Annotated in this window: 16 protein-coding genes; 13 read left to right on the plus strand and 3 right to left on the minus strand. The window is 71.1% G+C overall.

Going from position 1 to position 18,717, the window contains the following annotated elements; all coding sequences use genetic code 11:
- Positions 1-102 precede the first annotated feature (102 nt).
- Positions 103-1,569 (minus strand): sodium:solute symporter, encoded by a 1,467-nt coding sequence (locus ACFU8W_RS11920; RefSeq protein ID WP_384035083.1) that lies wholly within the window; start codon positions 1,567-1,569, stop codon positions 103-105.
- A gap of 132 nt (positions 1,570-1,701) precedes the next feature.
- Here ACFU8W_RS11920 and ACFU8W_RS11925 point away from each other — a divergent pair, with 132 nt between their 5' ends.
- The 5 genes from ACFU8W_RS11925 to ACFU8W_RS11945 all read left to right on the plus strand — a co-directional run bounded on the left by ACFU8W_RS11925 (position 1,702) and on the right by ACFU8W_RS11945 (position 7,374).
- Positions 1,702-3,186, plus strand: a complete 1,485-nt coding sequence (locus ACFU8W_RS11925) for a PucR family transcriptional regulator (protein ID WP_384035086.1) — start codon at positions 1,702-1,704, stop codon at positions 3,184-3,186.
- A 189-nt stretch (positions 3,187-3,375) separates the two neighbouring features.
- A complete protein-coding gene (locus tag ACFU8W_RS11930; RefSeq protein ID WP_266985418.1) occupies positions 3,376-4,533 on the plus strand; it encodes an acyl-CoA dehydrogenase family protein in 1,158 nt (385 codons plus the stop codon).
- Positions 4,534-4,552: 19 nt separating this feature from the next.
- Entirely contained in the window at positions 4,553-5,428 is an 876-nt protein-coding gene (gene tesB / locus ACFU8W_RS11935) for an acyl-CoA thioesterase II (protein ID WP_384035090.1), read from the plus strand.
- Between the two features lie 89 nt (positions 5,429-5,517).
- On the plus strand, positions 5,518-6,519 hold the full coding sequence (locus ACFU8W_RS11940; RefSeq protein WP_384035093.1) for a cation diffusion facilitator family transporter: 1,002 nt from the start codon (positions 5,518-5,520) through the stop codon (positions 6,517-6,519).
- A gap of 282 nt (positions 6,520-6,801) precedes the next feature.
- Positions 6,802-7,374 (plus strand): hypothetical protein, encoded by a 573-nt coding sequence (locus ACFU8W_RS11945; RefSeq protein WP_376662687.1) that lies wholly within the window; start codon positions 6,802-6,804, stop codon positions 7,372-7,374.
- A gap of 159 nt (positions 7,375-7,533) precedes the next feature.
- Here ACFU8W_RS11945 and ACFU8W_RS11950 read toward each other — a convergent pair whose 3' ends face one another.
- The gene (locus ACFU8W_RS11950; RefSeq protein WP_384035097.1) at positions 7,534-8,313 is read right to left on the minus strand and encodes a phosphatase; all 780 of its coding nucleotides are present in this window, start codon (positions 8,311-8,313) and stop codon (positions 7,534-7,536) included.
- A 405-nt stretch (positions 8,314-8,718) separates the two neighbouring features.
- Entirely contained in the window at positions 8,719-9,327 is a 609-nt protein-coding gene (locus ACFU8W_RS11955; RefSeq protein ID WP_384035100.1) for a TetR/AcrR family transcriptional regulator, read from the minus strand.
- Between the two features lie 108 nt (positions 9,328-9,435).
- Between ACFU8W_RS11955 and ACFU8W_RS11960 the strand changes: the two genes are divergently transcribed.
- The 8 genes from ACFU8W_RS11960 to ACFU8W_RS11995 all read left to right on the plus strand — a co-directional run bounded on the left by ACFU8W_RS11960 (position 9,436) and on the right by ACFU8W_RS11995 (position 18,613).
- Positions 9,436-11,043: a carboxyl transferase domain-containing protein gene (locus ACFU8W_RS11960; protein WP_384035103.1), complete on the plus strand. Its 1,608-nt coding sequence runs from the start codon at positions 9,436-9,438 to the stop codon at positions 11,041-11,043.
- A gap of 13 nt (positions 11,044-11,056) precedes the next feature.
- Positions 11,057-13,135, plus strand: a complete 2,079-nt coding sequence (locus ACFU8W_RS11965; protein WP_345518002.1) for an acetyl/propionyl/methylcrotonyl-CoA carboxylase subunit alpha — start codon at positions 11,057-11,059, stop codon at positions 13,133-13,135.
- Complete coding sequence (locus ACFU8W_RS11970) at positions 13,132-14,070, plus strand: hydroxymethylglutaryl-CoA lyase (protein WP_384035106.1); 939 nt, start codon at positions 13,132-13,134, stop codon at positions 14,068-14,070. Before ACFU8W_RS11965 ends, ACFU8W_RS11970 begins: the two co-directional genes overlap by 4 nt.
- Before the next feature lie 29 nt (positions 14,071-14,099).
- On the plus strand, positions 14,100-15,260 hold the full coding sequence (locus tag ACFU8W_RS11975; RefSeq protein ID WP_345517998.1) for an acyl-CoA dehydrogenase family protein: 1,161 nt from the start codon (positions 14,100-14,102) through the stop codon (positions 15,258-15,260).
- A gap of 260 nt (positions 15,261-15,520) precedes the next feature.
- Entirely contained in the window at positions 15,521-16,162 is a 642-nt protein-coding gene (locus tag ACFU8W_RS11980; protein WP_384035109.1) for a GNAT family N-acetyltransferase, read from the plus strand.
- Positions 16,159-16,518, plus strand: coding sequence for a hypothetical protein (locus ACFU8W_RS11985; protein WP_384035112.1), 360 nt, complete (start codon positions 16,159-16,161; stop codon positions 16,516-16,518). Before ACFU8W_RS11980 ends, ACFU8W_RS11985 begins: the two co-directional genes overlap by 4 nt.
- A gap of 108 nt (positions 16,519-16,626) precedes the next feature.
- Positions 16,627-17,661: an ABC transporter substrate-binding protein gene (locus tag ACFU8W_RS11990; protein ID WP_384035115.1), complete on the plus strand. Its 1,035-nt coding sequence runs from the start codon at positions 16,627-16,629 to the stop codon at positions 17,659-17,661.
- A 100-nt stretch (positions 17,662-17,761) separates the two neighbouring features.
- Positions 17,762-18,613 carry a siderophore-interacting protein gene (locus ACFU8W_RS11995; protein ID WP_384035118.1) on the plus strand — a complete coding sequence of 284 codons (852 nt, stop codon included), beginning with the start codon at positions 17,762-17,764 and terminating at the stop codon, positions 18,611-18,613.
- Positions 18,614-18,717 lie beyond the last annotated feature (104 nt).

Consider the following 18,717-nt stretch of genomic DNA (forward strand, 5'->3'; position numbering starts at 1 on the left):
CGGGGTGCGGTGGAGTGCGAGTGAGGGCCCCCACGGCAAACGGTTCCGTCCTCAACCGCCGGACGGGCTTGAACGGCCCGCCCGGCGATTGAGGACAAGTGATCAGACGGTCACCGGGGCCGAGTCGGGCGCCTCTGCTTCGGCGCCCCGGCCCGCCAGGCGCTCGCGCCAGGCGGCGAGCACCGCCGCGTCGGTCGGCTTCGTGGCCAGGGACACGATCACGTACACCGCGAGCGAGGCCAGCAGCCCGTAGTAGACCGGCTCATTGGCGAGGATTCCGTACGACGCCATCAGACCGATCACCGCGAGGCCACCGACGGACACCGCGGCCAGCGCACCGGCGGCCGTGCCGCGACGCCACAGCAGACCACCGAGGATCGGCACGAGCAGCCCGCCGACGAGCAGGTTGTACGCGACGGTCAGGGCCTCGACGACGTTGTTGAGGGCGATGGCGATGGCGATGACGGCCACACCCATGATGAGGATGAAGGCCCGGTTGCCCTTCACCTCGTCGTGCTCCTCGCCGCCGCTCCGGGTCACCGCGCCCCGCAGCCTCGACCAGATGTCGTTGTTGGCGACGGTGGCGCAGGCGATCAGCGCACCGGACGACGTCGACATCACCGCGGCGAGCGCGGCGGCCAGCACCAGTCCGCGTACACCCACCGGCAGTTCGTCCTTGACGATGGTCGCGAAGGCCGCGTCGGCGCTGGGCAGCTTCGGGTACATGACCTTGGCGGCGGTGCCGATGACGGCTCCGGCGATCGCGTACACCAGGCAGTACGTACCGGCGACGGTGCCGCCCCAGCGTGCGGTGCGGTCGGTGCGCGCGGTGAACACGCGCTGCCAGATGTCCTGGCCGATCAGCATGCCGAAGGTGTAGATCAGCACGTAGGTGAAGATCGTCTCGCCGCCGATGCCCAGCGGGTCGAAGTACTCGGTGGGCAGCTTCGCCTTCATCTCGCTGAAGCCGCCGGCCTTGATGACGGCGATCGGCAGGAGCAGCAGCAGGACGCCGATCGTCTTGACGACGAACTGGACCATGTCCGTGAGCGTGATCGACCACATGCCGCCGAGCGTCGAGTACGCGACGACGATGGCGCCGCCGAGGATGATCGCGACGGTGCGGTTCAGGTCGAAGAGGACGTCGAAGATGGTGGCGTACGCGATGGTCGAGGTGACCGCGAGCATCAGCGTGTACGCCCACATGACGACACCGGAGATGAGTCCGGCCCGGCCGCCGTAGCGCAGGTCGAGCATCTCGGAGACCGTGTAGACCTTCAGCCGGGCGATGCGCGCCGAGAAGAAGATGGACAGGGCGAGCAGTCCGAGGCCGATGGTGAAGACCATCCAGGCGCCGGAGAGTCCGTACTGGTATCCGAGGCCGACGCCGCCGATGGTGGAGGCACCGCCGAGGACGATCGCGGCCATGGTCCCGGAGTACATCCAGGGGCCGAGGCGGCGGCCCGCCACCAGGAATTCGCTCTTGGACTTGGCGCGGCGCATGCCCCACCAGCCCATCGCGAGCATGCCGGCCAGATAGACGATGATCACTGCGTAGTCGACAGCCATGGGCTTACCTCCGTCTCAGTAGCTTCGCGAAATGTTGCGGGTATGTGTTTCGTGAAGACGGTAGGTGGCTCACAAGCGGCGCTGAAGTGTACGTTTCATCCATTCTCGTCGTAGCCAATGGATGGACCATCCATGCCGGACATTCCCACCGGACGCCATTCCCCCACCGGATCCGCTCCCCCCACCCCGCCCATCCCGCTCGCCGAGCTGCTCGCCCGCGAGGAGCTCCGGCTGCGCCGGATCGCGGGACCGGACCACGCCGACCTGTTGTGGGTGCACACCTCGGAGATGGCCGACCCGTACCCGTATCTGCTCGGCGGTGAGCTGCTGCTGAGCGCCGGGGTGCTGCTCAAGGACCCGGACACCTATGTCGCCCGGCTGGTGGAGGCGGGTGCGGCGGCGCTCGGTTTCGGGGTCACGCCGGTGCACGACGCCGTGCCGCAGGCCCTGATCGAGGCGTGCGACCGGCACGGGCTGCCCCTGGTGGAGGTGCCGCCCGAGACCCCGTTCACCGCGATCGCCCGAGCGGTGTGGCGCCTGATGGCCGAGGCCCGGCACCGGGAGCTGCGTCGGGTGACGCGCGCCCAGCAGGCCCTGGCCACGGCGGCGGCCCGGCCGGATCCGGTCCCCGCGGTGCTGCACCAGCTCGCCGCCCAGCTGTCGGGGCGGGCGGTCCTGCTCTCCGCGGCCGGCGAGGAGCTGCACGCGGCGGGCCGCCGCCCACCCCCCGAGGTGCGGGCGGCGCTGACCCGGCTGACCCACGTGGTCTCCCCCGCCGCGCCTCCCGCCTCCCCCGCCCCGACATCCGCGACCGACGCCGTCGGCGACACGCATCTCTTCGCGTACGCGCTCGGCGGCGGCCAGGGGCTCGTCCTGGCGCTGTCGACGGGGCGGCGCGAGGCGGGCGACCACACGGTCACCGGTATCGCGGTCGTCCTTCTGTCCCTGCTGGCCGCCCCGCACCAGGGCGCCGACGCCGCGGGCCGGTCGGCGGCACTGGTGCGGTTGCTGCTGGGCGCGGACCCGGCGGCCGTCGCCCCGCTGCTCGGCGGCGCCGAACTCTGGACTGTGGTGCATGCCCGGCGCAGCGGTGGCGGCCCCGTCGACCCGCTGACCGCCGGGGCACTGGGGGCCGCACTGGGGTCGGCACTGGTCGACGCGGGCCGGGGCGGCGACGCGGTCAAGGTCCTGGTCCCGGGTGGCGAGCGGGTCACGCCGCAGCCCGGCTGGACACTCGGCACCTCCGCCCCCGTCTCCATCACCGCGCTGGACCTCGCCGACGGCCAGGCGGCCCGCGCCCTGGGCCGGGCCGTGGCCACCCGCACCCCGCTGGCCCATCACCACACCGACACGGGGCAGGGCCTGGCCGCGCTCGTCCCGCCCGCCGAGGCGGAGGCGCACGCCCGTGCCCTGCTCGCCCCGCTCACCCCCACGCTCGCGGAGACGCTCCGCTGCTGGCTGGGTCTGCACGGCAGCTGGGACCGGACGGCGGTGGCGCTGCAGGTCCACCGCAACACGGTCCGCCAGCGCATCGCCCGCTGCGCGACGCTGCTGGACGCGGACCTCGACGACATGGACGTACGGACGGAGCTGTGGTTCGCGCTGCGGCGCCAGTGACTGCGTGCCGCGGTTCATGCGGAGGCGCCCGGCGGCGTCGGGCTGTGATGTGGGCGACCACCGCCGGAGAACCCTGGACAGCTTCAGTGACCGCCGGGTAACTTTTGACCAGAACTGAGCAAGCGCTTAGCCATCCCGCTGGCCGATGCTCGCCCGAAGCTGATCGAAGCCGACAGAGGAGGCACCCCCGTGCGCCGTACGGTATTCAACGAGGACCACGAGGCGTTCCGGGAGACCATCCGCGCCTTCATCGCGGCCGAGGTCGTCCCCGTCTACGACGAGTGGTTCGCCGCCGGCCAAGCGCCGCGCGAGTTCTACCACAAGCTCGGCGAGCTGGGCGTCTTCGGCATCGAGGTGGACGAGGAGTACGGCGGCGCCGGCATCGACTCGCACAAGTACGAGGCCGTCATCTACGAGGAGACCGCCCGCGCCGGTGTCTCCTTCGGCGGCTCGGGTGTGCACACCCTGCTCGGCCTGCCGTACATCAAGATGCTCGCCACCGACGAGCAGAAGAAGCGCTGGCTGCCGAAGTTCACCACCGGCGAGGAGATGTGGGCCCTCGCGATGACCGAGCCGGGCACCGGCTCCGACGTCGCGGGCATGAAGACCACCGCCAAGCTCTCCGAGGACGGCACGCACTACGTCCTCAACGGCGCCAAGACCTTCATCACCGGTGGTGTGCATGCCGACCGCGTGATCGTGTGCGCCCGTACGTCCGCTCCCCGCGAGGACGACCGCCGCTTCGGCATCTCCCTGTTCGCCGTGGACACCAAGTCGGCGGGCTACTCCGTCGGCCGCAAGCTGGACAAGCTCGGCCTGAAGGTCTCCGACACCGCCGAGCTGGCCTTCGTCGACGTCAAGGTCCCCGTCGAGGACCTGCTCGGCGAGGAGAACAAGGGCTTCGGCTACCTCGGCACCAACCTTGCGTCCGAGCGCTGGGGCATAGCCTTCGGCGCGTACGCGCAGGCCGCTGCCGCCGTCCGGTTCGCCAAGAGCTACGTGCAGGACCGCACGGTCTTCGGCAAGACCGTCGCGTCGTTCCAGAACACCAAGTTCGAGCTGGCCGCCTGCCAGGCCGAGGTGGACGCGGCCCAGGCCGTCGCCGACCGCGCGCTGGAGGCCCTCGACGCCGGTGAGCTGACCGCCGCCGAGGCCGCCTCCGCGAAGCTGTTCTGCACGGAGGTCGCGCACCGCGTGATCGACCGCTGCCTCCAGCTGCACGGTGGCTACGGCTTCATGAACGAGTACCCGATCGCCCGCCTGTACGCGGACAACCGCGTCAACCGCATCTACGGCGGCACCAGCGAGGTCATGAAGTCGATCATCGCCAAGTCCATGGGTCTGTAGAACGGTTACGTTCTTCTCCATGAGCGCAGCACTTGAATCCCTGCTCGATCTGCTCGACCTGGAGCAGATCGAGCGGGACATCTTCCGGGGCACGAGCCGTTCGGCGGTCGTGCCCCGGGTCTTCGGCGGTCAGGTCGCGGCCCAGGCACTCGTCGCCGCGGGCCGCACCGTCCCCGCGGACCGCACGGCCCACTCCCTGCACTCCTACTTCCTGCGGATGGGCGACCCGGGCGCGCCGATCGTCTACAGCGTCGACCGGATCCGCGACGGCCGCTCCTTCACCACCCGCCGGGTGGTGGCCGTCCAGCACGGGCAGCCGATCTTCCACCTCTCGGCGTCCTTCCAGACGTACGAGGAGGGCCTGGAGCACCAGGCGGACATGCCGCCCGCTCCCGACCCGGAGACGCTGCCCACGGCGGAACAGATGCTCCCGCGGTACGCGGACGCGTTCACCGAGCCGGGTGTCATGGACCGGCTGCTGGAGGCGCGGGCCGCCGTCGACCTGCGCTATGTCGACGCCCCGCCGTTCGCCAACGTCGGCACACCGCAGGAGCCCCGCTCCCAGGTGTGGTTCCGCACCAACGGCAAACTCGCGGACGACCCGCTGCTGCACGTCTGCATGGCCACGTACGTCTCCGACATGACGCTGCTCGACTCGGTACTGCTCGCGCACGGGCGCGGCGGCTGGACGGTCGGCGACGTGGTCGGCGCGAGCCTGGACCACGCGATGTGGTTCCACCGGCCGTTCCGGGCCGACGAATGGCTGCTGTACGACCAGGAATCGCCGTCCGCGTCCGGTGGGCGCGGGCTCGGCCAGGCCCGCATCTACACGCAGGACGGCCGGCTGGCGATCACCGTCATCCAGGAGGGTGTGGTCCGGGTCCCGCGGGACTGAGACCGACCGGCACCCGGGGGGACGCCGCCTCCCATGTGCCGGCCGGTCCGGGCAGGCCGCGGCCCGCCCCCTCATGGATACTCCCCACCATGAGCGCCGAGAACAGCACCAGCGGCAGCGCGACCGGTGGGGAGTCCACGTTCACGGTCATCGTCGCGGCGATCGCCAACCTCGGTATCGCCGTGGCGAAGGCGATCGCGGGGCTGATCAGCGGATCGAGCGCGATGCTCTCCGAGGCGGCGCACTCGGTCGCCGACACCGTCACCGAGGTCCTGCTGCTCACCGCCCTCAAGCGCAGCGAGAAGCCCGCCGACGAGGAACACCCGCTGGGCTACGGCCCCGAGCGCTACATCTGGGCACTGCTCGCGTCGGTCGCCACGTTCGTCGGCGGCGCGGTGTTCGCCATCTACGACGGCATCCACACGCTCGTCCGGGGCGAGGAACTCGGCGACCCGCTGGTCTCGTACATCGTGCTGGCCGTCGCGTTCGTTCTGGAGGGCTACTCCCTGCGCACGGGCCTGCGCCAGGTCCGCGGTGAGGCCGCCCGTCTGGGCGCACCCACCACCCACTACTTGCGCCACACGCCCGACACCGCGGTCAAGGCGGTCGTGATGGAGGACTCGGCGGCCCTGGCCGGCCTGGTCCTCGCCGCGGGCGGCCTCCTCGGCGGCACGCTCACCGGCTCGGGCGTCTGGGACGGCATCGCGTCGATCCTGATCGGCGCCCTGCTGGTGTACGTGGCCTGGGTGCTGGGCCGCTCCAACGCCCAGCTGCTGATCGGCCGCCCGGTACCGAGGGAGATGCGGGAGGGGGTCCGCGAGGAGCTTCTCTCCGTACCGCACATCATCGAAGTCCTGGAGCTCACCACCCTGATCCAGGGACCGACGGAGATCCTCGTCGCCGCGAAGATCGACTTCCGGGACGCGTCGACTGCGGAGCAGATCGAGTGGGCGTGCGAGGAGGCGGAGGAGCAGTTGCAGGAGCGGTATCCGGCGATCCGCCGGGTGTATCTGGACCCGACGCCGGGGCTGGGGCAGCAGCGACGGGCAGGCCGACCGGGGGCGGGACCAGATACCGGTACGGGGGCCTGATACGGCGACGGCCAGGCAGCGTGCCCGCACGGCGCCGGAGGGCCCGGCGGTGAAGCTGCTCAAGGCCGGGCAACGGCGCGGCCGCGGCCGGAGGGGTCCGGAAAGTCCGGAAACCCCCTCGCACCACCCGTCGGCCATGGCCCCGGGGTGTGTGCGAACGGTCGGAACTGTGTCTCGGCCGCGGGACCACATTGACGCGGAGCAAGAATTAGGTAAGCCTTACCTCGCTTTTATGTGGGTCTTGTGCAGACCCACGTCCGCACTCCCCTCGGAGCCCTTCACATGCTGTCCCCCGCCGCCGCCTCGGTGCCCGCCAGAACGCCCTCCCGTCCTCTCCGCCTGTACGACTCATGGTGGACCGTGGCGGCAGCCGGCCTGGTGGCGATGATCGTGCTGACGGCGGGGCTGTGGTGCTCCCTCCATGTGCGCACCGACCAGACGCTGCACACCGCCGTGCTCTTCGTCCACCTCGCCTCGCTGGTGCTCGGCTTCGGCGCGGTGCTCTCCGCCGACTACTACGGCCTGCTGTGGGCCACCGGCCGCTGCCCGCTCGGCGAGGTCATAGCCGCCACGTCCCGGCTCCACGTGCCGATCTGGGCCGGTCTCGGCGGGCTGGTCGCAAGCGGGCTCATGCTCCAGCCCGACCTGCACTCCCTGCTGACCCAGACGAAGATCGCGCTGGTCGCCCTGCTCACCCTCAACGGCCTTCAGGCGGGCCTCCTCGGTCGCCGCCTCGCCGAGGCCACCGAGCCGATCGGCCGGGGCATGACGGCCTGGGGAGGCGCCACGGCGCTCCTGTCCCAGGCCTGCTGGTGGGGCGCGGTCGCGATCGGCTTCCTCAACACGAACCGCTGACCGGTCCCACCTCAGCGGATCACGCCTGCCGACGGTCGCTCCTGCATGGAAATCACCGGGTCCCGGACTGTTGTGACGCTCCGTCCGCCTCCGGAATGTCCGCAGGGCAGAGCGCCTCACAGCTGTCGGCCCGGATCGGCCCCGTGCCGTCCGTACGCATCAGAGCAGCCCGGCCGCGTCCAGCAGATAGTCCGTCATCGGGTCGTAGAACCGTGGGTCGAGCACGTGATCGTCCAGCGGCACCACCACCTGCACGGTGCCCTCCGCCTCACCCAGGAAGAGCGCCGGGTCGTTGCAGTCCGCGTACCCGACCGCGTCGAGCCCCCGCTGCCCCGCGCACCCCGCCCACCCGTGGTCGGCGACGACCAGGTCCGGCAGCGGCCGCCCCTCGCGCTCAAGACCGTCCAGGATCGCCGCCATCGGCGCCGGTGAGTGCGTGTGCCACAGCGTCGCCCCGCGCTCCATCACGGCCACATCGGCGAACTGGAAAACCATGCCCTCGTCCGCCATCAGCCCGGAGGGAATCCGCACGATCTCGCACCCGGCGCCGCGCAACGCATCCGCGGTCTGCCGGTGCACATCCAGCAGCCCACCCGGATGCCCGGTCGCGAAGAGCACCCGCTCCTCCCCGGCCGCCGCCTTGCGCAACCGGGCCGCCATGCGCTCCAGCGCGTCGACGGTCAGCTCGGGATCGATGGTGTCCTGCCCGTGCCGGTGCTCCGGATCATCGTTGACCCCACAGCGCTCGGCCATCACGGCGAGCACGTCCTGCTCATCGGCCCACCGGTTGCCGAGCTCCAGCCCCAGCCAGTAGTGGCGGTCCCCGTTGGCGAGCCTGCGGTAGTGGGTGAGGTTGTTGTCGCGGGGGGTGGCGACGTCTCCGGCGATACGCGTGCGGACGAGGTGTTCGACGAGGGCGGCGCGGCTGGGTATCGGCATGAACCCATTGTGCCGTCAGGTGTGCGCAGTGTGCCGGGTGTCTTGCACGGCGGACGCGGAGGGGCGGGTGGCGCTGCCCCCTTCGGACCGTCGCCCAGCGGTCCGATCCCGGCGCTCCGCCGTGCGGTGGTGCTCCCGCGGCCCGATGGGGCGTGGCGCGGGGCGCCTTCCCGTACCACCGTGCGGATGGACGTGCCCCCCACCGGATCGCGACTGTCGCGACCCGGTGGCCCGCGACCCGGTGGGTCAGGACCCGGACGGTCGCGACGCGGTGTGCCACACCGTCACATGCTTTTGATCCCTTGGGGAATTACCCTCCCCACCCCACCTCCGGTCACCCACAAGGGTGAGGTTCCGCTGTCCCGCCGACCCCGCCGCCACCCGACATCTGTGGTCAGGACGTGTTCAACGCTCCACAGCCGCCGCGGCGAACGCCCCCCGCGCCAGCCGGTGCAGCAGCGCCGCCGTCGCCGCGCGGCCCGGCAGGGCGCCGGGGCGGCCCAGGTGCGGGGTCGAGTTGAGCAGGCCGAAGACCGCGTGGACGGTGGCACGGGCCTCGCTCTCGGGGAGGAGCGGATAGAGGGCGCTGACCACCTCGACCCACAGCTCCACGTACTGCCGCTGGAGCTGCCGCACGCGCTTGCGGTCGCTGTCCCGGAGGCGGTCCAGCTCGCGGTCGTGCAGGGTGATCAGGGGGCGGTCGTCCAGGGCGAAGTCGATGTGGCCCTCGATGAGCGCGTCCAGCAGGGCCTCCGGGGAGCCGTCGCCGGAGCGCGCGTCCTCCGTGACGCGGAGCCTTCCGCCGGCCAGGAGGCGCTCACTGATGCCGACCAGCAGCTCGGCGAGCATCGCGTCCTTGCCGGGGAAGTGGCGGTAGAGGCCGGGGCCGCTGATCCCCACGGCTGCGCCTATCTCGTCGACGCCCACACCGTGGAAGCCGCGCTCGGCGAAGAGGCGGGCAGCCTCCTTGAGGATCTGCTCGCGGCGCGTCGGGGCATCCGTCCTGGTGGTCATGGATTCGATTCTAGACAGTGGCGTTAGCGAGCGTTAACCTGAAGGAAACGTGTTAACGCTCATTAACCGGATCGGCGGACCGGCCGACCGGGCAAGGGGGCTCGACGGATGCAGCAGGCACCGGTGCTGGCGAGTGCGGCGGATCCCGCGTCTCAGGGCTGGCTGGCCAACGAAGAGGCGCACCGCGCGCTCGGCGACGAGCTGCGGGCGCGCCTGGCCACGGCCAGGCTGGGCGGGGGTGAGAAGGCCCGCGCCCGGCATGTGGCGCGCGGCAAGCTGCTGCCCCGGGAGCGGGTGGACACCCTGCTGGACCCGGGTTCGCCCTTCCTGGAGCTGGCACCGCTCGCGGCCGAGGGACTGTACGGGGGTGCCGCTCCGGCGGCCGGGGTGATCGCCGGGATCGGGCGGGTCAGCGGCCGGGAGTGCGTGATCGTCGCCAATGACGCCACGGTCAAGGGCGGCACGTACTACCCCATGACGGTGAAGAAGCACCTGCGGGCCCAGGAGGTGGCGCTGGAGAACCGGCTGCCGTGTCTGTACCTCGTGGACTCCGGTGGCGCGTTCCTGCCGATGCAGGACGAGGTGTTTCCCGACCGGGAGCACTTCGGGCGGATCTTCTACAACCAGGCGCGGATGTCGGGGGCCGGGATTCCGCAGGTCGCGGCCGTGCTGGGGTCCTGCACGGCCGGTGGGGCGTACGTCCCCGCGATGAGCGACGAGGCCGTGATCGTGCGGAACCAGGGGACGATCTTCCTCGGCGGTCCGCCGCTGGTGAAGGCCGCGACCGGCGAGGTCGTCACGGCGGAGGAGCTGGGTGGCGGCGAGGTCCACTCCCGTACGTCGGGCGTCACCGACCATCTCGCGGAGGACGACGCGCACGCCCTGCGGATCGTCCGGAACATCGTGGCCACGCTGCCCGCGCGCGGGGCCCTGCCCTGGTCCGTGGAGGCCGTGGAGGAGCCGAAGGTCGATCCTGCGGGGCTGTACGGGGCCGTGCCGGTCGATTCGCGGACGCCGTACGACGTACGGGAGGTCATCGCGCGGGTCGTCGACGGGTCGCGGTTCGCCGAGTTCAAGGCGGAGTACGGGACGACGCTGGTCACCGGCTTCGCCCGGATCCATGGGCATCCGGTCGGCATCGTCGCCAACAACGGCATCCTGTTCTCCGAGTCCGCCCAGAAGGGTGCGCACTTCATCGAGCTCTGCGACCAGCGCGGCATCCCGCTGGTCTTCCTGCAGAACATCTCCGGGTTCATGGTCGGGCGCGACTACGAGGCCGGCGGCATCGCCAAGCACGGCGCCAAGATGGTCACGGCCGTCGCCTGCACCCGGGTCCCGAAGCTGACCGTCGTGGTCGGCGGGTCGTACGGGGCGGGGAACTACTCCATGTGCGGGCGGGCCTACTCGCCGCGCTTCCTGTGGATGTGGCCCAACGCCAAGATCTCCGTCATGGGCGGCGAGCAGGCCGCGTCCGTCCTCGCGACGGTCAAGCGCGACCAGCTGGGCGACGACTGGAGCACGGAGGACGAGGAAGCCTTCAAGGCGCCGATCCGCGCACAGTACGAGACGCAGGGCAACGCGTACTACGCCACCGCCCGGCTCTGGGACGACGGGGTGATCGACCCGCTGGAGACCCGGCAGGTGCTGGGGCTCGCTCTGACCGCGTGTGCCAACGCCCCGCTGGGTGAGCCCGGCTTCGGCGTCTTCCGGATGTGAGGAACAGATGACGATGTTCGACACCGTTCTGGTCGCCAACCGCGGCGAGATCGCGGTCCGGGTGATCCGGACCCTGCGCGAACTGGGTGTGCGGTCCGTCGCCGTCTTCAGCGACGCGGACGCCGACGCCCGGCATGTACGGGAGGCCGATACGGCGGTGCGGATCGGACCCGCACCCGCCGCCGAGAGCTATCTCAGCGTGCCCGCGCTGATGGAGGCCGCCCGCCGCACCGGCGCGCAGGCCGTGCACCCGGGGTACGGATTCCTCGCCGAGAACGCGGGGTTCGCTCAGGCGTGCGCGGACGCGGGGCTCGTCTTCATCGGGCCGCCCGCCTCCGCGATCTCGCTGATGGGCGACAAGATCCGGGCCAAGGAGACCGTCGCGGCGGCCGGAGTTCCGGTCGTGCCGGGGTCCTCCGGCAGCGGGCTCAGCGACACACAGCTCGCCGAGGCGGCGCGCACGATCGGTATGCCGGTGCTGCTGAAGCCCTCGGCGGGCGGCGGCGGCAAGGGCATGCGGCTGGTGCGCGACGAGGCGCTGCTCGCCGACGAGATCGCCGCCGCCCGGCGCGAGGCGCGTGGCTCGTTCGGGGACGACACCCTGCTCGTGGAGCGGTGGATCGACCGGCCGCGCCACATCGAGATCCAGGTCCTGGCCGACGGTCACGGGAACGTGGTGCATCTCGGCGAGCGCGAGTGCTCGCTCCAGCGCCGCCACCAGAAGATCATCGAGGAGGCGCCGTCCGTCCTGCTCGACGAGAAGACCCGGGCGGCGATGGGCGAGGCGGCAGTCCAGGCGGCCCGCTCCTGCGGGTATGTCGGCGCGGGCACGGTGGAGTTCATCGTCCCGGGCAACGACCCCGCCTCGTACTACTTCATGGAGATGAACACCCGCCTCCAGGTCGAGCACCCGGTCACCGAACTGATCACCGGCCTGGACCTGGTCGAGTGGCAGCTGCGGGTCGCCTCCGGCGAACAACTCCCGTACAAGCAGCCGGACATCACGCTCACCGGGCATGCGATCGAGGCCCGGATCTGCGCCGAGGACCCGGCCCGCGGCTTCCTGCCGTCCGGCGGCACGGTGCTCTCCCTCGGCGAGCCGAACGGCCAGGGTGTACGGACCGACTCGGGTCTCAGCGAGGGGGTCGAGGTCGGCAGTCTGTACGACCCGATGCTCTCGAAGGTCATCGTCCACGGACCCGACCGGGCCACGGCGCTGCGGCGGCTGCGCACCGCCCTGTCGGAGCTGGTGATCCTGGGCGTGCCGACCAATGCCGGATTCCTTCGCCGGCTGCTCGCCCACCCGGCGGTGGTGGCGGGCGACCTCGACACCGGGCTGGTGGAGCGCGCGGTGGACGGGCTGGTGCCGGACGGGGTGCCGGAGGAGGTGTACGCGGCGGCGGCGCTGCTGCGGCAGCCGGCCGCCGGGGGCACCTCGCCCGGGGCCGGCTCCGGTTGGGTCGACCCGTTCTCGGTGGCCGACGGCTGGCGGCTGGGCGGCGCCCCCGCCCGCACGGTCCGCCACTTCCGGCTGCCGGGCCACGACCCGGTGCAGGTCGGCGTGCGCTCCTGTCCGGCGGGCACCGAGCTGACGTTCGGTCATGTCGGGGAGGGCGCACTGCCGCCGGCGCCCGCGACGGGCACCTGCGGCCCACTGGCCCCACTGCCCGGCGGCATGGAGACAGCCAGGGTCATCGATGTCTCCGCCCACCGGCTCACCTTCGAACTCGCCGGTGTCACCCATACGTTCACCCATGCCACCTCCCCGGAGGGGACCTGGCTGGGCCGCGACGGCGACACCTGGCACGTACAGGACCACGACCCCGTGGAGGCGTCCCTCAGCGGCGCCGCACACGGCGGCGCGGACACGCTCGCCGCGCCCATGCCGGGCACGGTCACCGTGGTGAAGGTGGCCGTCGGGGACGAGGTCGTCGCCGGGCAGAGCCTGCTCGTCGTGGAGGCGATGAAGATGGAGCACGTCATCTCCGCCCCGCACGCCGGGACCGTCACCGAGCTCGATGTGACGGCCGGCACCACCGTCGCCATGGACCAGGTGCTGGCCGTGGTGGTTCCGAGCGAGGAGGAAGCATGACCGCCGGGAACCTGCCCATGATCGTGCCCGCACCGGATCTGCCCGCCCGGGTACGCATCCACGAGGTCGGCGCCCGCGACGGGCTGCAGAACGAGAAGGCGGTCGTCCCGACCGAGGTGAAGGCGGAGTTCATCCACCGCCTCGCCGCGGCCGGCCTGACCACCATCGAGGCAACCAGCTTCGTCCATCCGAAGTGGGTGCCCCAACTCGCCGACGCGGAGGACCTTTACCCCCGCCTCGGGGACATCGAGGGGGTCGCGCTCCCCGTGCTCGTACCGAACGAACGCGGGCTGGACCGCGCCCTCGCTCTCGGTGCGCGCCGGATCGCCGTGTTCGGGTCGGCGACCGAGACGTTCGCCGCCCGCAATCTCAACCGCACGGTCGCCGAGTCGCTCGCCATGTTCGAGCCCGTCGTCGCCCGCGCCAAAGCGGACAAGGTGCACGTCCGCGGCTATCTGTCGATGTGCTTCGGCGACCCGTGGGAGGGCCCGGTCCCCGTCCACCAGGTCGTGCGCGTCGCCAAGGCGCTGATGGACCTCGGCTGCGACGAACTCTCCCTGGGCGACACCATCGGCGTCGCCACCCCCGGCCATGTGCAGGATCTGCTCTCCGAGCTGAACGAGGAGGGCGTGCACACCAACACCATCGGGGTGCACTTCCACGACACGTACGGCCAGGCGCTCTCCAACACCCTCGCGGCGCTCCAGCACGGTGTCGCCACCGTGGACGCCTCCGCGGGCGGCCTCGGCGGCTGCCCGTACGCGAAGAGCGCCACCGGAAATCTCGCCACCGAAGACCTCGTGTGGATGCTCCACGGCCTCGGCATCGACACCGGGGTCGACCTCGACGCGCTCACCGCCACCAGCGTGTGGCTCGCCGAACAACTGGGCCGCCCGAGCCCGTCCCGTACCGTCCGCGCGCTCTCGGTTCAATAAACACAGTCCCACAAGGAGTGACCCCCGCCATGTCCCTGGATCACCGACTGACCGCCGAACACGAGGAACTGCGCCGCACCGTCGAGGAGTTCGCGCACGACGTGGTCGCCCCGAAGATCGGCGACTTCTACGAGCGCCACGAGTTCCCGTACGAGATCGTGCGCGAGATGGGGCGGATGGGCCTGTTCGGGCTGCCGTTCCCGGAGGAGTACGGCGGCATGGGCGGCGACTATCTCGCCCTCGGGATCGCCCTGGAGGAGCTGGCCCGCGTCGACTCGTCCGTGGCGATCACCCTGGAGGCCGGGGTCTCACTCGGCGCCATGCCGGTCTACCGGTTCGGTACGGAGGAGCAGAAGCAGCAGTGGCTGCCGAAGCTCTGCTCGGGCGAGGCACTGGGTGCCTTCGGGCTGACCGAGCCGGACGGCGGGTCGGACGCGGGCGCCACCCGCACGACGGCCGTGCGCGACGGGGACGAGTGGGTGATCAACGGCTCCAAGTGCTTCATCACCAACTCCGGTACGGACATCACCGCTCTGGTCACGGTCACGGCGGTGACCGGGCGCAAGGAGAACGGCGCCCCGCTCATCTCGTCGATCATCGTGCCGTCCGGAACCCCCGGCTTCACGGTCGCCGCTCCGTACTCCAAGGTCGGCTGGAACGCGTCGGACACCCGTGAGCTGTCCTTCTCGGACGTGCGGGTCCCGGCGGCGAACCTGCTGGGCGAGGAGGGCCGCGGGTACGCGCAGTTCCTGCGGATCCTCGACGAGGGACGGATCGCGATCTCGGCGCTGTCCACGGGTCTGGCGCAGGGCTGTGTGGACGAGTCGGTGAAGTACGCCAAGGAGCGGCACGCCTTCGGCCGGCCGATCGGCGCCAACCAGGCCGTCCAGTTCAAGATTGCGGACATGGAGATGCGGGCGCACATGGCCCGGATCGGCTGGCGGGACGCGGCGTCGAGGCTCGTGCACGGCGAACCGTTCAAGAAGGAGGCGGCGCTCGCCAAGCTGTACTCGTCGACGGTGGCGGTGGACAACGCGCGTGAGGCGACGCAGATCCACGGCGGCTACGGCTTCATGAACGAGTACCCGGTGGCGCGGATGTGGCGCGACTCCAAGATCCTGGAGATCGGCGAGGGTACGAGCGAGGTGCAGCGGATGCTGATCGCGCGGGAGCTGGGGCTGCCGGCCTGAGGGATGTGCGGCAGGACTCCGCAGCCGCCGTGCGTCGAGCACCCGACGCACGGCGGAACCTCCCTCCGGTGGCCAGCTGTTCTTCGAGCGCGATGATCTCCAGGTGTCAGCGGTGACCTTTCCTGCGCCACAAGCAGACCGCCACGATTCAGCGCGGAGCACCGCCCGCCGGGAACCGCCGCGGCAGCCTCGCCCGGTACGACGTCACAGCGCGGGCAATTCGTTCGACAGATCCGGGACCGCCCCGGCAGAGTCTGTTCATGGACCCCCAGCACTGGCCCCTGTACGGGCTCCGCATCCGCACGCCTCGCCTGGAACTCCGCCTGCCGGACCTGGAGTTGCTCGACGAACTGGCAGGCGTCGCCGCCGACGGGGTGCATGCGCCGGACCGCATGCCGTTCACCGTGCCCTGGACCGACGGCCCGCCCGCCGAACGCGGCCGGGCCGTGTACCAGCACGTGCTGTCCACCGTCGCCAACTGGTCCGTACGGGAGTGGGTCCTGAGCCTCGTCGTGCTGCACGAGGGCAAGGTCGTCGGGCGGCAGGATCTCGGGGCGCGCGACTTCGCGGTGACCGGTGAGGTGCACACCGGGTCGTGGCTGGGGCTGGTGCACCAGGGCCGGGGCATCGGCACCGAGATGCGGGCCGCCGTGCTGCATCTGGCGTTCGCCGGGCTCGGCGCCCGGAGCGCGATCTCGTCCGCGATGACGGACAACCCTCGTTCGCTGGGCGTCTCGCGCCGGCTCGGCTATCTGCCCGACGGGCTGGAGGTGGCCGCGCTGCGGGGCGCTCGCGTCACCCTGCAGCGGCTGCGGATCGACCGCGACCGCTGGGAGGAGCACCGCACCGTCGATGTGCGGATCGCCGGACTCGACGCGTGCCGGAAGGACTTCGGCGGATGACGCTCCTGGTGCACACCTTCGTACGGGGGAAGAGCGGCAAGCCGCACCTCCTCGACGACCCCCCGGACGGCAGCGACATGGCGGGGTTCGAGAGCTGCCGGACCGCCTTGTGGGGGTCGGAGCGGGTCCGGGCGCTCGGGGCGCGGTTCCTGCCGGAACTCGCGTCCTACGACCTGTACGTCGAACCGGAGGACGTCGACGACTTCCTCGCCGAGTGCGAACTGCTGCGCCCGCACGCGGCGGAACTCGACGCGCACTGCGGCTACCGCGAGGGCTACGTGGCCGAGCGGTTGGCCAACATCACCGCTGCGGCCCGGCGGGCCCAGGACGTCGGCGGCGGGGTGCTCGTCTGGTAGCCGGGCCGGTCGGGCAGGCCACCCCCTGGACAGTTGGTGAGGTTAGGCTAACCTACCTTTGAACTCGTCAGCGGGCGCCCACCGGCGCGTACGAAAGCAGACACACCCATGCCCAAGGTCCGGACCACCCCCCTCTCCCGTCGCGGCCTGCTTGCCGCCGGCGGCGCCGTCGGTCTCGGCGCCGTACTCGCAGCGTGCGGCGACAGCGACTCGAAGGACTCCGGCTCCGGGTCGGGTTCGAGTGCCGAGAAGTCCGGGCCGTGGACGTTCAAGGACGACCGCGGCCAGACCGCGAAGGCCGCAAAGGTCCCGAAGAACATCGTCGCCTTCACCGGTGTCGCCGCCGCCCTCCACGACTACGGCATCGAGGTCAAGGGCGTCTTCGGCCCGACGAAGACCAAGGACGGCAAGGCCGATGTGCAGGCCGGCGACCTCGACGTCAGCAAGGTCGAGATCCTCGGCAACGTCTGGGGCGAGTTCAACGTCGAGAAGTACGCGGCGCTCGACCCGGAGCTGCTCGTGACCGCCATGTGGGAGAAGGACGCCCTCTGGTACGTGCCGGACGAGTCCAAGGACAAGATCCTGAAGCTGGCCCCGAGCGTGGCCCTGTGGGCCGCCCAGACCACCGTCCCCAAGGCGATCCAGCGCCACGAGGATCTCGCCGCCTCCCTCGGCGCCGACGTCAAGGCCGCCGCGGTGACCGACGCCAAGGCCCGCTTCGAGAAGGCCGCGGCCCGGCTGCGCGCCGCCGCCAAGTCCAAGCCGAACATCAAGGTCATGATCGGCTCGGCCAGCCAGGACCTCTTCTACGTCTCGCTCGCCAAGATGTCCGCGGACACCCTGTACTTCCAGGAGCTGGGCGTGAAGTTCGTCGAGCCGAAGGTCAACGCCGCGGGCTTCTTCGAGGAGCTGAGCTGGGAGAACGTCGACAAGTACGACGCCGACATCATCATGATGGACAACCGCTCCTCGGCCCTGCAGCCCGACGCCCTGACGTCCAAGCCGACCTGGGCGCAGCTGCCCGCCGTCAAGGCCGGTCAGGTCATCCCGCGCACCACCGAGCCGATCTACTCCTACGACAAGTGCGCGCCGATCCTCGAGGACCTCGCGAAGGCCATCGAGGACGCGAAGAAGGTCAGCTGACCGAACGTCAGGCACTCCCCCCTCCGGCCCGGCCCGGGTTGTCCCCCGGCCGGGCCGGGCCGTTTTCCTTCGCTTCCCGGTTCCTGGAAGGAGCCCTCACATGACGACCGCAGCCGCACCCCCCGTCGCCCCCTTCCGGTTCTTCGACCTGACGGTCACCCGGACCAGGCGGCTGGGACCCTCCATGCTCCGGATCACCTTCGGCGGTCCGGGGCTCGACGGCTTCGCCGCCGGGGGCCGCGACCAGAGCCTGTCGTTGTTCCTGCCCCACCCCGACCAGCCGGAACCAGTCGTTCCGGTCGACAAGGACGGCAACTGGTTCGCCGCCTGGCGCGCCCTGCCCGAGGACATACGGGCCGTCATGCGCTCGTACACCGTCCGCGCGCAGCGCCGCGCTCCCGACGGATCGACCGAAATCGATATCGACTTCGCACTGCACGAGGACGGCGGACCCGCCTGCCGCTGGGCCGCCACCGCCGCCCCCGGAGATCTCCTGAAGGCGCTCGGCCCGGCCGTCGAGGACAACACTGCCGTCCGCTTCCGGCCCCCGGAGGACACCGACTGGGTGCTGATCTGGGCCGACGAGACGGCGCTGCCCGCCGCGTCGGCAGCCCTGGAGTGGCTGCCCGCGGGCATGCAGGCGCGCGTCTGGCTCGAGGTCCAGCACACCGAGGACCGCCAGGCGCTCACCACCGCGGCCCGCGCCCGGATCAGCTGGCTCGTCCGGGACGAGGGCGCACCGTCCGCCGTGGACGCCGTACGCGCCGCCGAGCTGCCCGAGGGAACCCCGTATGTCTGGATCGCGGGCGAGTCGTCGAATGTACGGGCGCTGCGCCGCCACCTGGTCCAGGAGCGCCGGTTCGACCGCAGGCGGGTGACGTTCGTCGGCTACTGGCGTCGCGGGATGAGTGAGGAGCAGCTGCGCGCGGAAGCGGCCACCGAGGACGCGTAATCCGGACAACTTCGGCGTCCCGTGGGGGGCGAGGGAACAACTCGATGCGAAGTTAGGTTAGGCTAACCTTACTTCGACATCGAGCCCTCGCCCCCCATTCCTCT

Source organism: Streptomyces sp. NPDC057565 (assembly GCF_042801455.1).
In the GTDB taxonomy this organism is placed as follows: Bacteria; Actinomycetota; Actinomycetes; order Streptomycetales; family Streptomycetaceae; genus Streptomyces; species Streptomyces yanii.

What these genes read in the sequence shown, in the direction of transcription:
- ACFU8W_RS11960 (WP_384035103.1), top strand. Translation starts at nt 9,436, where the DNA reads ATGCAGCAGGCACCGGTGCTGGCGAGTGCGGCGGATCCCGCGTCTCAG.
- ACFU8W_RS11975 (WP_345517998.1), top strand. Translation starts at nt 14,100, where the DNA reads ATGTCCCTGGATCACCGACTGACCGCCGAACACGAGGAACTGCGCCGC.
- tesB (WP_384035090.1), top strand. Translation starts at nt 4,553, where the DNA reads ATGAGCGCAGCACTTGAATCCCTGCTCGATCTGCTCGACCTGGAGCAG.
- ACFU8W_RS11950 (WP_384035097.1), bottom strand. Translation starts at nt 8,313, where the DNA reads ATGCCGATACCCAGCCGCGCCGCCCTCGTCGAACACCTCGTCCGCACG.
- ACFU8W_RS11980 (WP_384035109.1), top strand. Translation starts at nt 15,521, where the DNA reads ATGGACCCCCAGCACTGGCCCCTGTACGGGCTCCGCATCCGCACGCCT.
- ACFU8W_RS11970 (WP_384035106.1), top strand. Translation starts at nt 13,132, where the DNA reads ATGACCGCCGGGAACCTGCCCATGATCGTGCCCGCACCGGATCTGCCC.
- ACFU8W_RS11920 (WP_384035083.1), bottom strand. Translation starts at nt 1,569, where the DNA reads ATGGCTGTCGACTACGCAGTGATCATCGTCTATCTGGCCGGCATGCTC.
- ACFU8W_RS11955 (WP_384035100.1), bottom strand. Translation starts at nt 9,327, where the DNA reads ATGACCACCAGGACGGATGCCCCGACGCGCCGCGAGCAGATCCTCAAG.
- ACFU8W_RS11965 (WP_345518002.1), top strand. Translation starts at nt 11,057, where the DNA reads ATGTTCGACACCGTTCTGGTCGCCAACCGCGGCGAGATCGCGGTCCGG.
- ACFU8W_RS11925 (WP_384035086.1), top strand. Translation starts at nt 1,702, where the DNA reads ATGCCGGACATTCCCACCGGACGCCATTCCCCCACCGGATCCGCTCCC.
- ACFU8W_RS11990 (WP_384035115.1), top strand. Translation starts at nt 16,627, where the DNA reads ATGCCCAAGGTCCGGACCACCCCCCTCTCCCGTCGCGGCCTGCTTGCC.
- ACFU8W_RS11995 (WP_384035118.1), top strand. Translation starts at nt 17,762, where the DNA reads ATGACGACCGCAGCCGCACCCCCCGTCGCCCCCTTCCGGTTCTTCGAC.
- ACFU8W_RS11940 (WP_384035093.1), top strand. Translation starts at nt 5,518, where the DNA reads ATGAGCGCCGAGAACAGCACCAGCGGCAGCGCGACCGGTGGGGAGTCC.
- ACFU8W_RS11945 (WP_376662687.1), top strand. Translation starts at nt 6,802, where the DNA reads ATGCTGTCCCCCGCCGCCGCCTCGGTGCCCGCCAGAACGCCCTCCCGT.
- ACFU8W_RS11985 (WP_384035112.1), top strand. Translation starts at nt 16,159, where the DNA reads ATGACGCTCCTGGTGCACACCTTCGTACGGGGGAAGAGCGGCAAGCCG.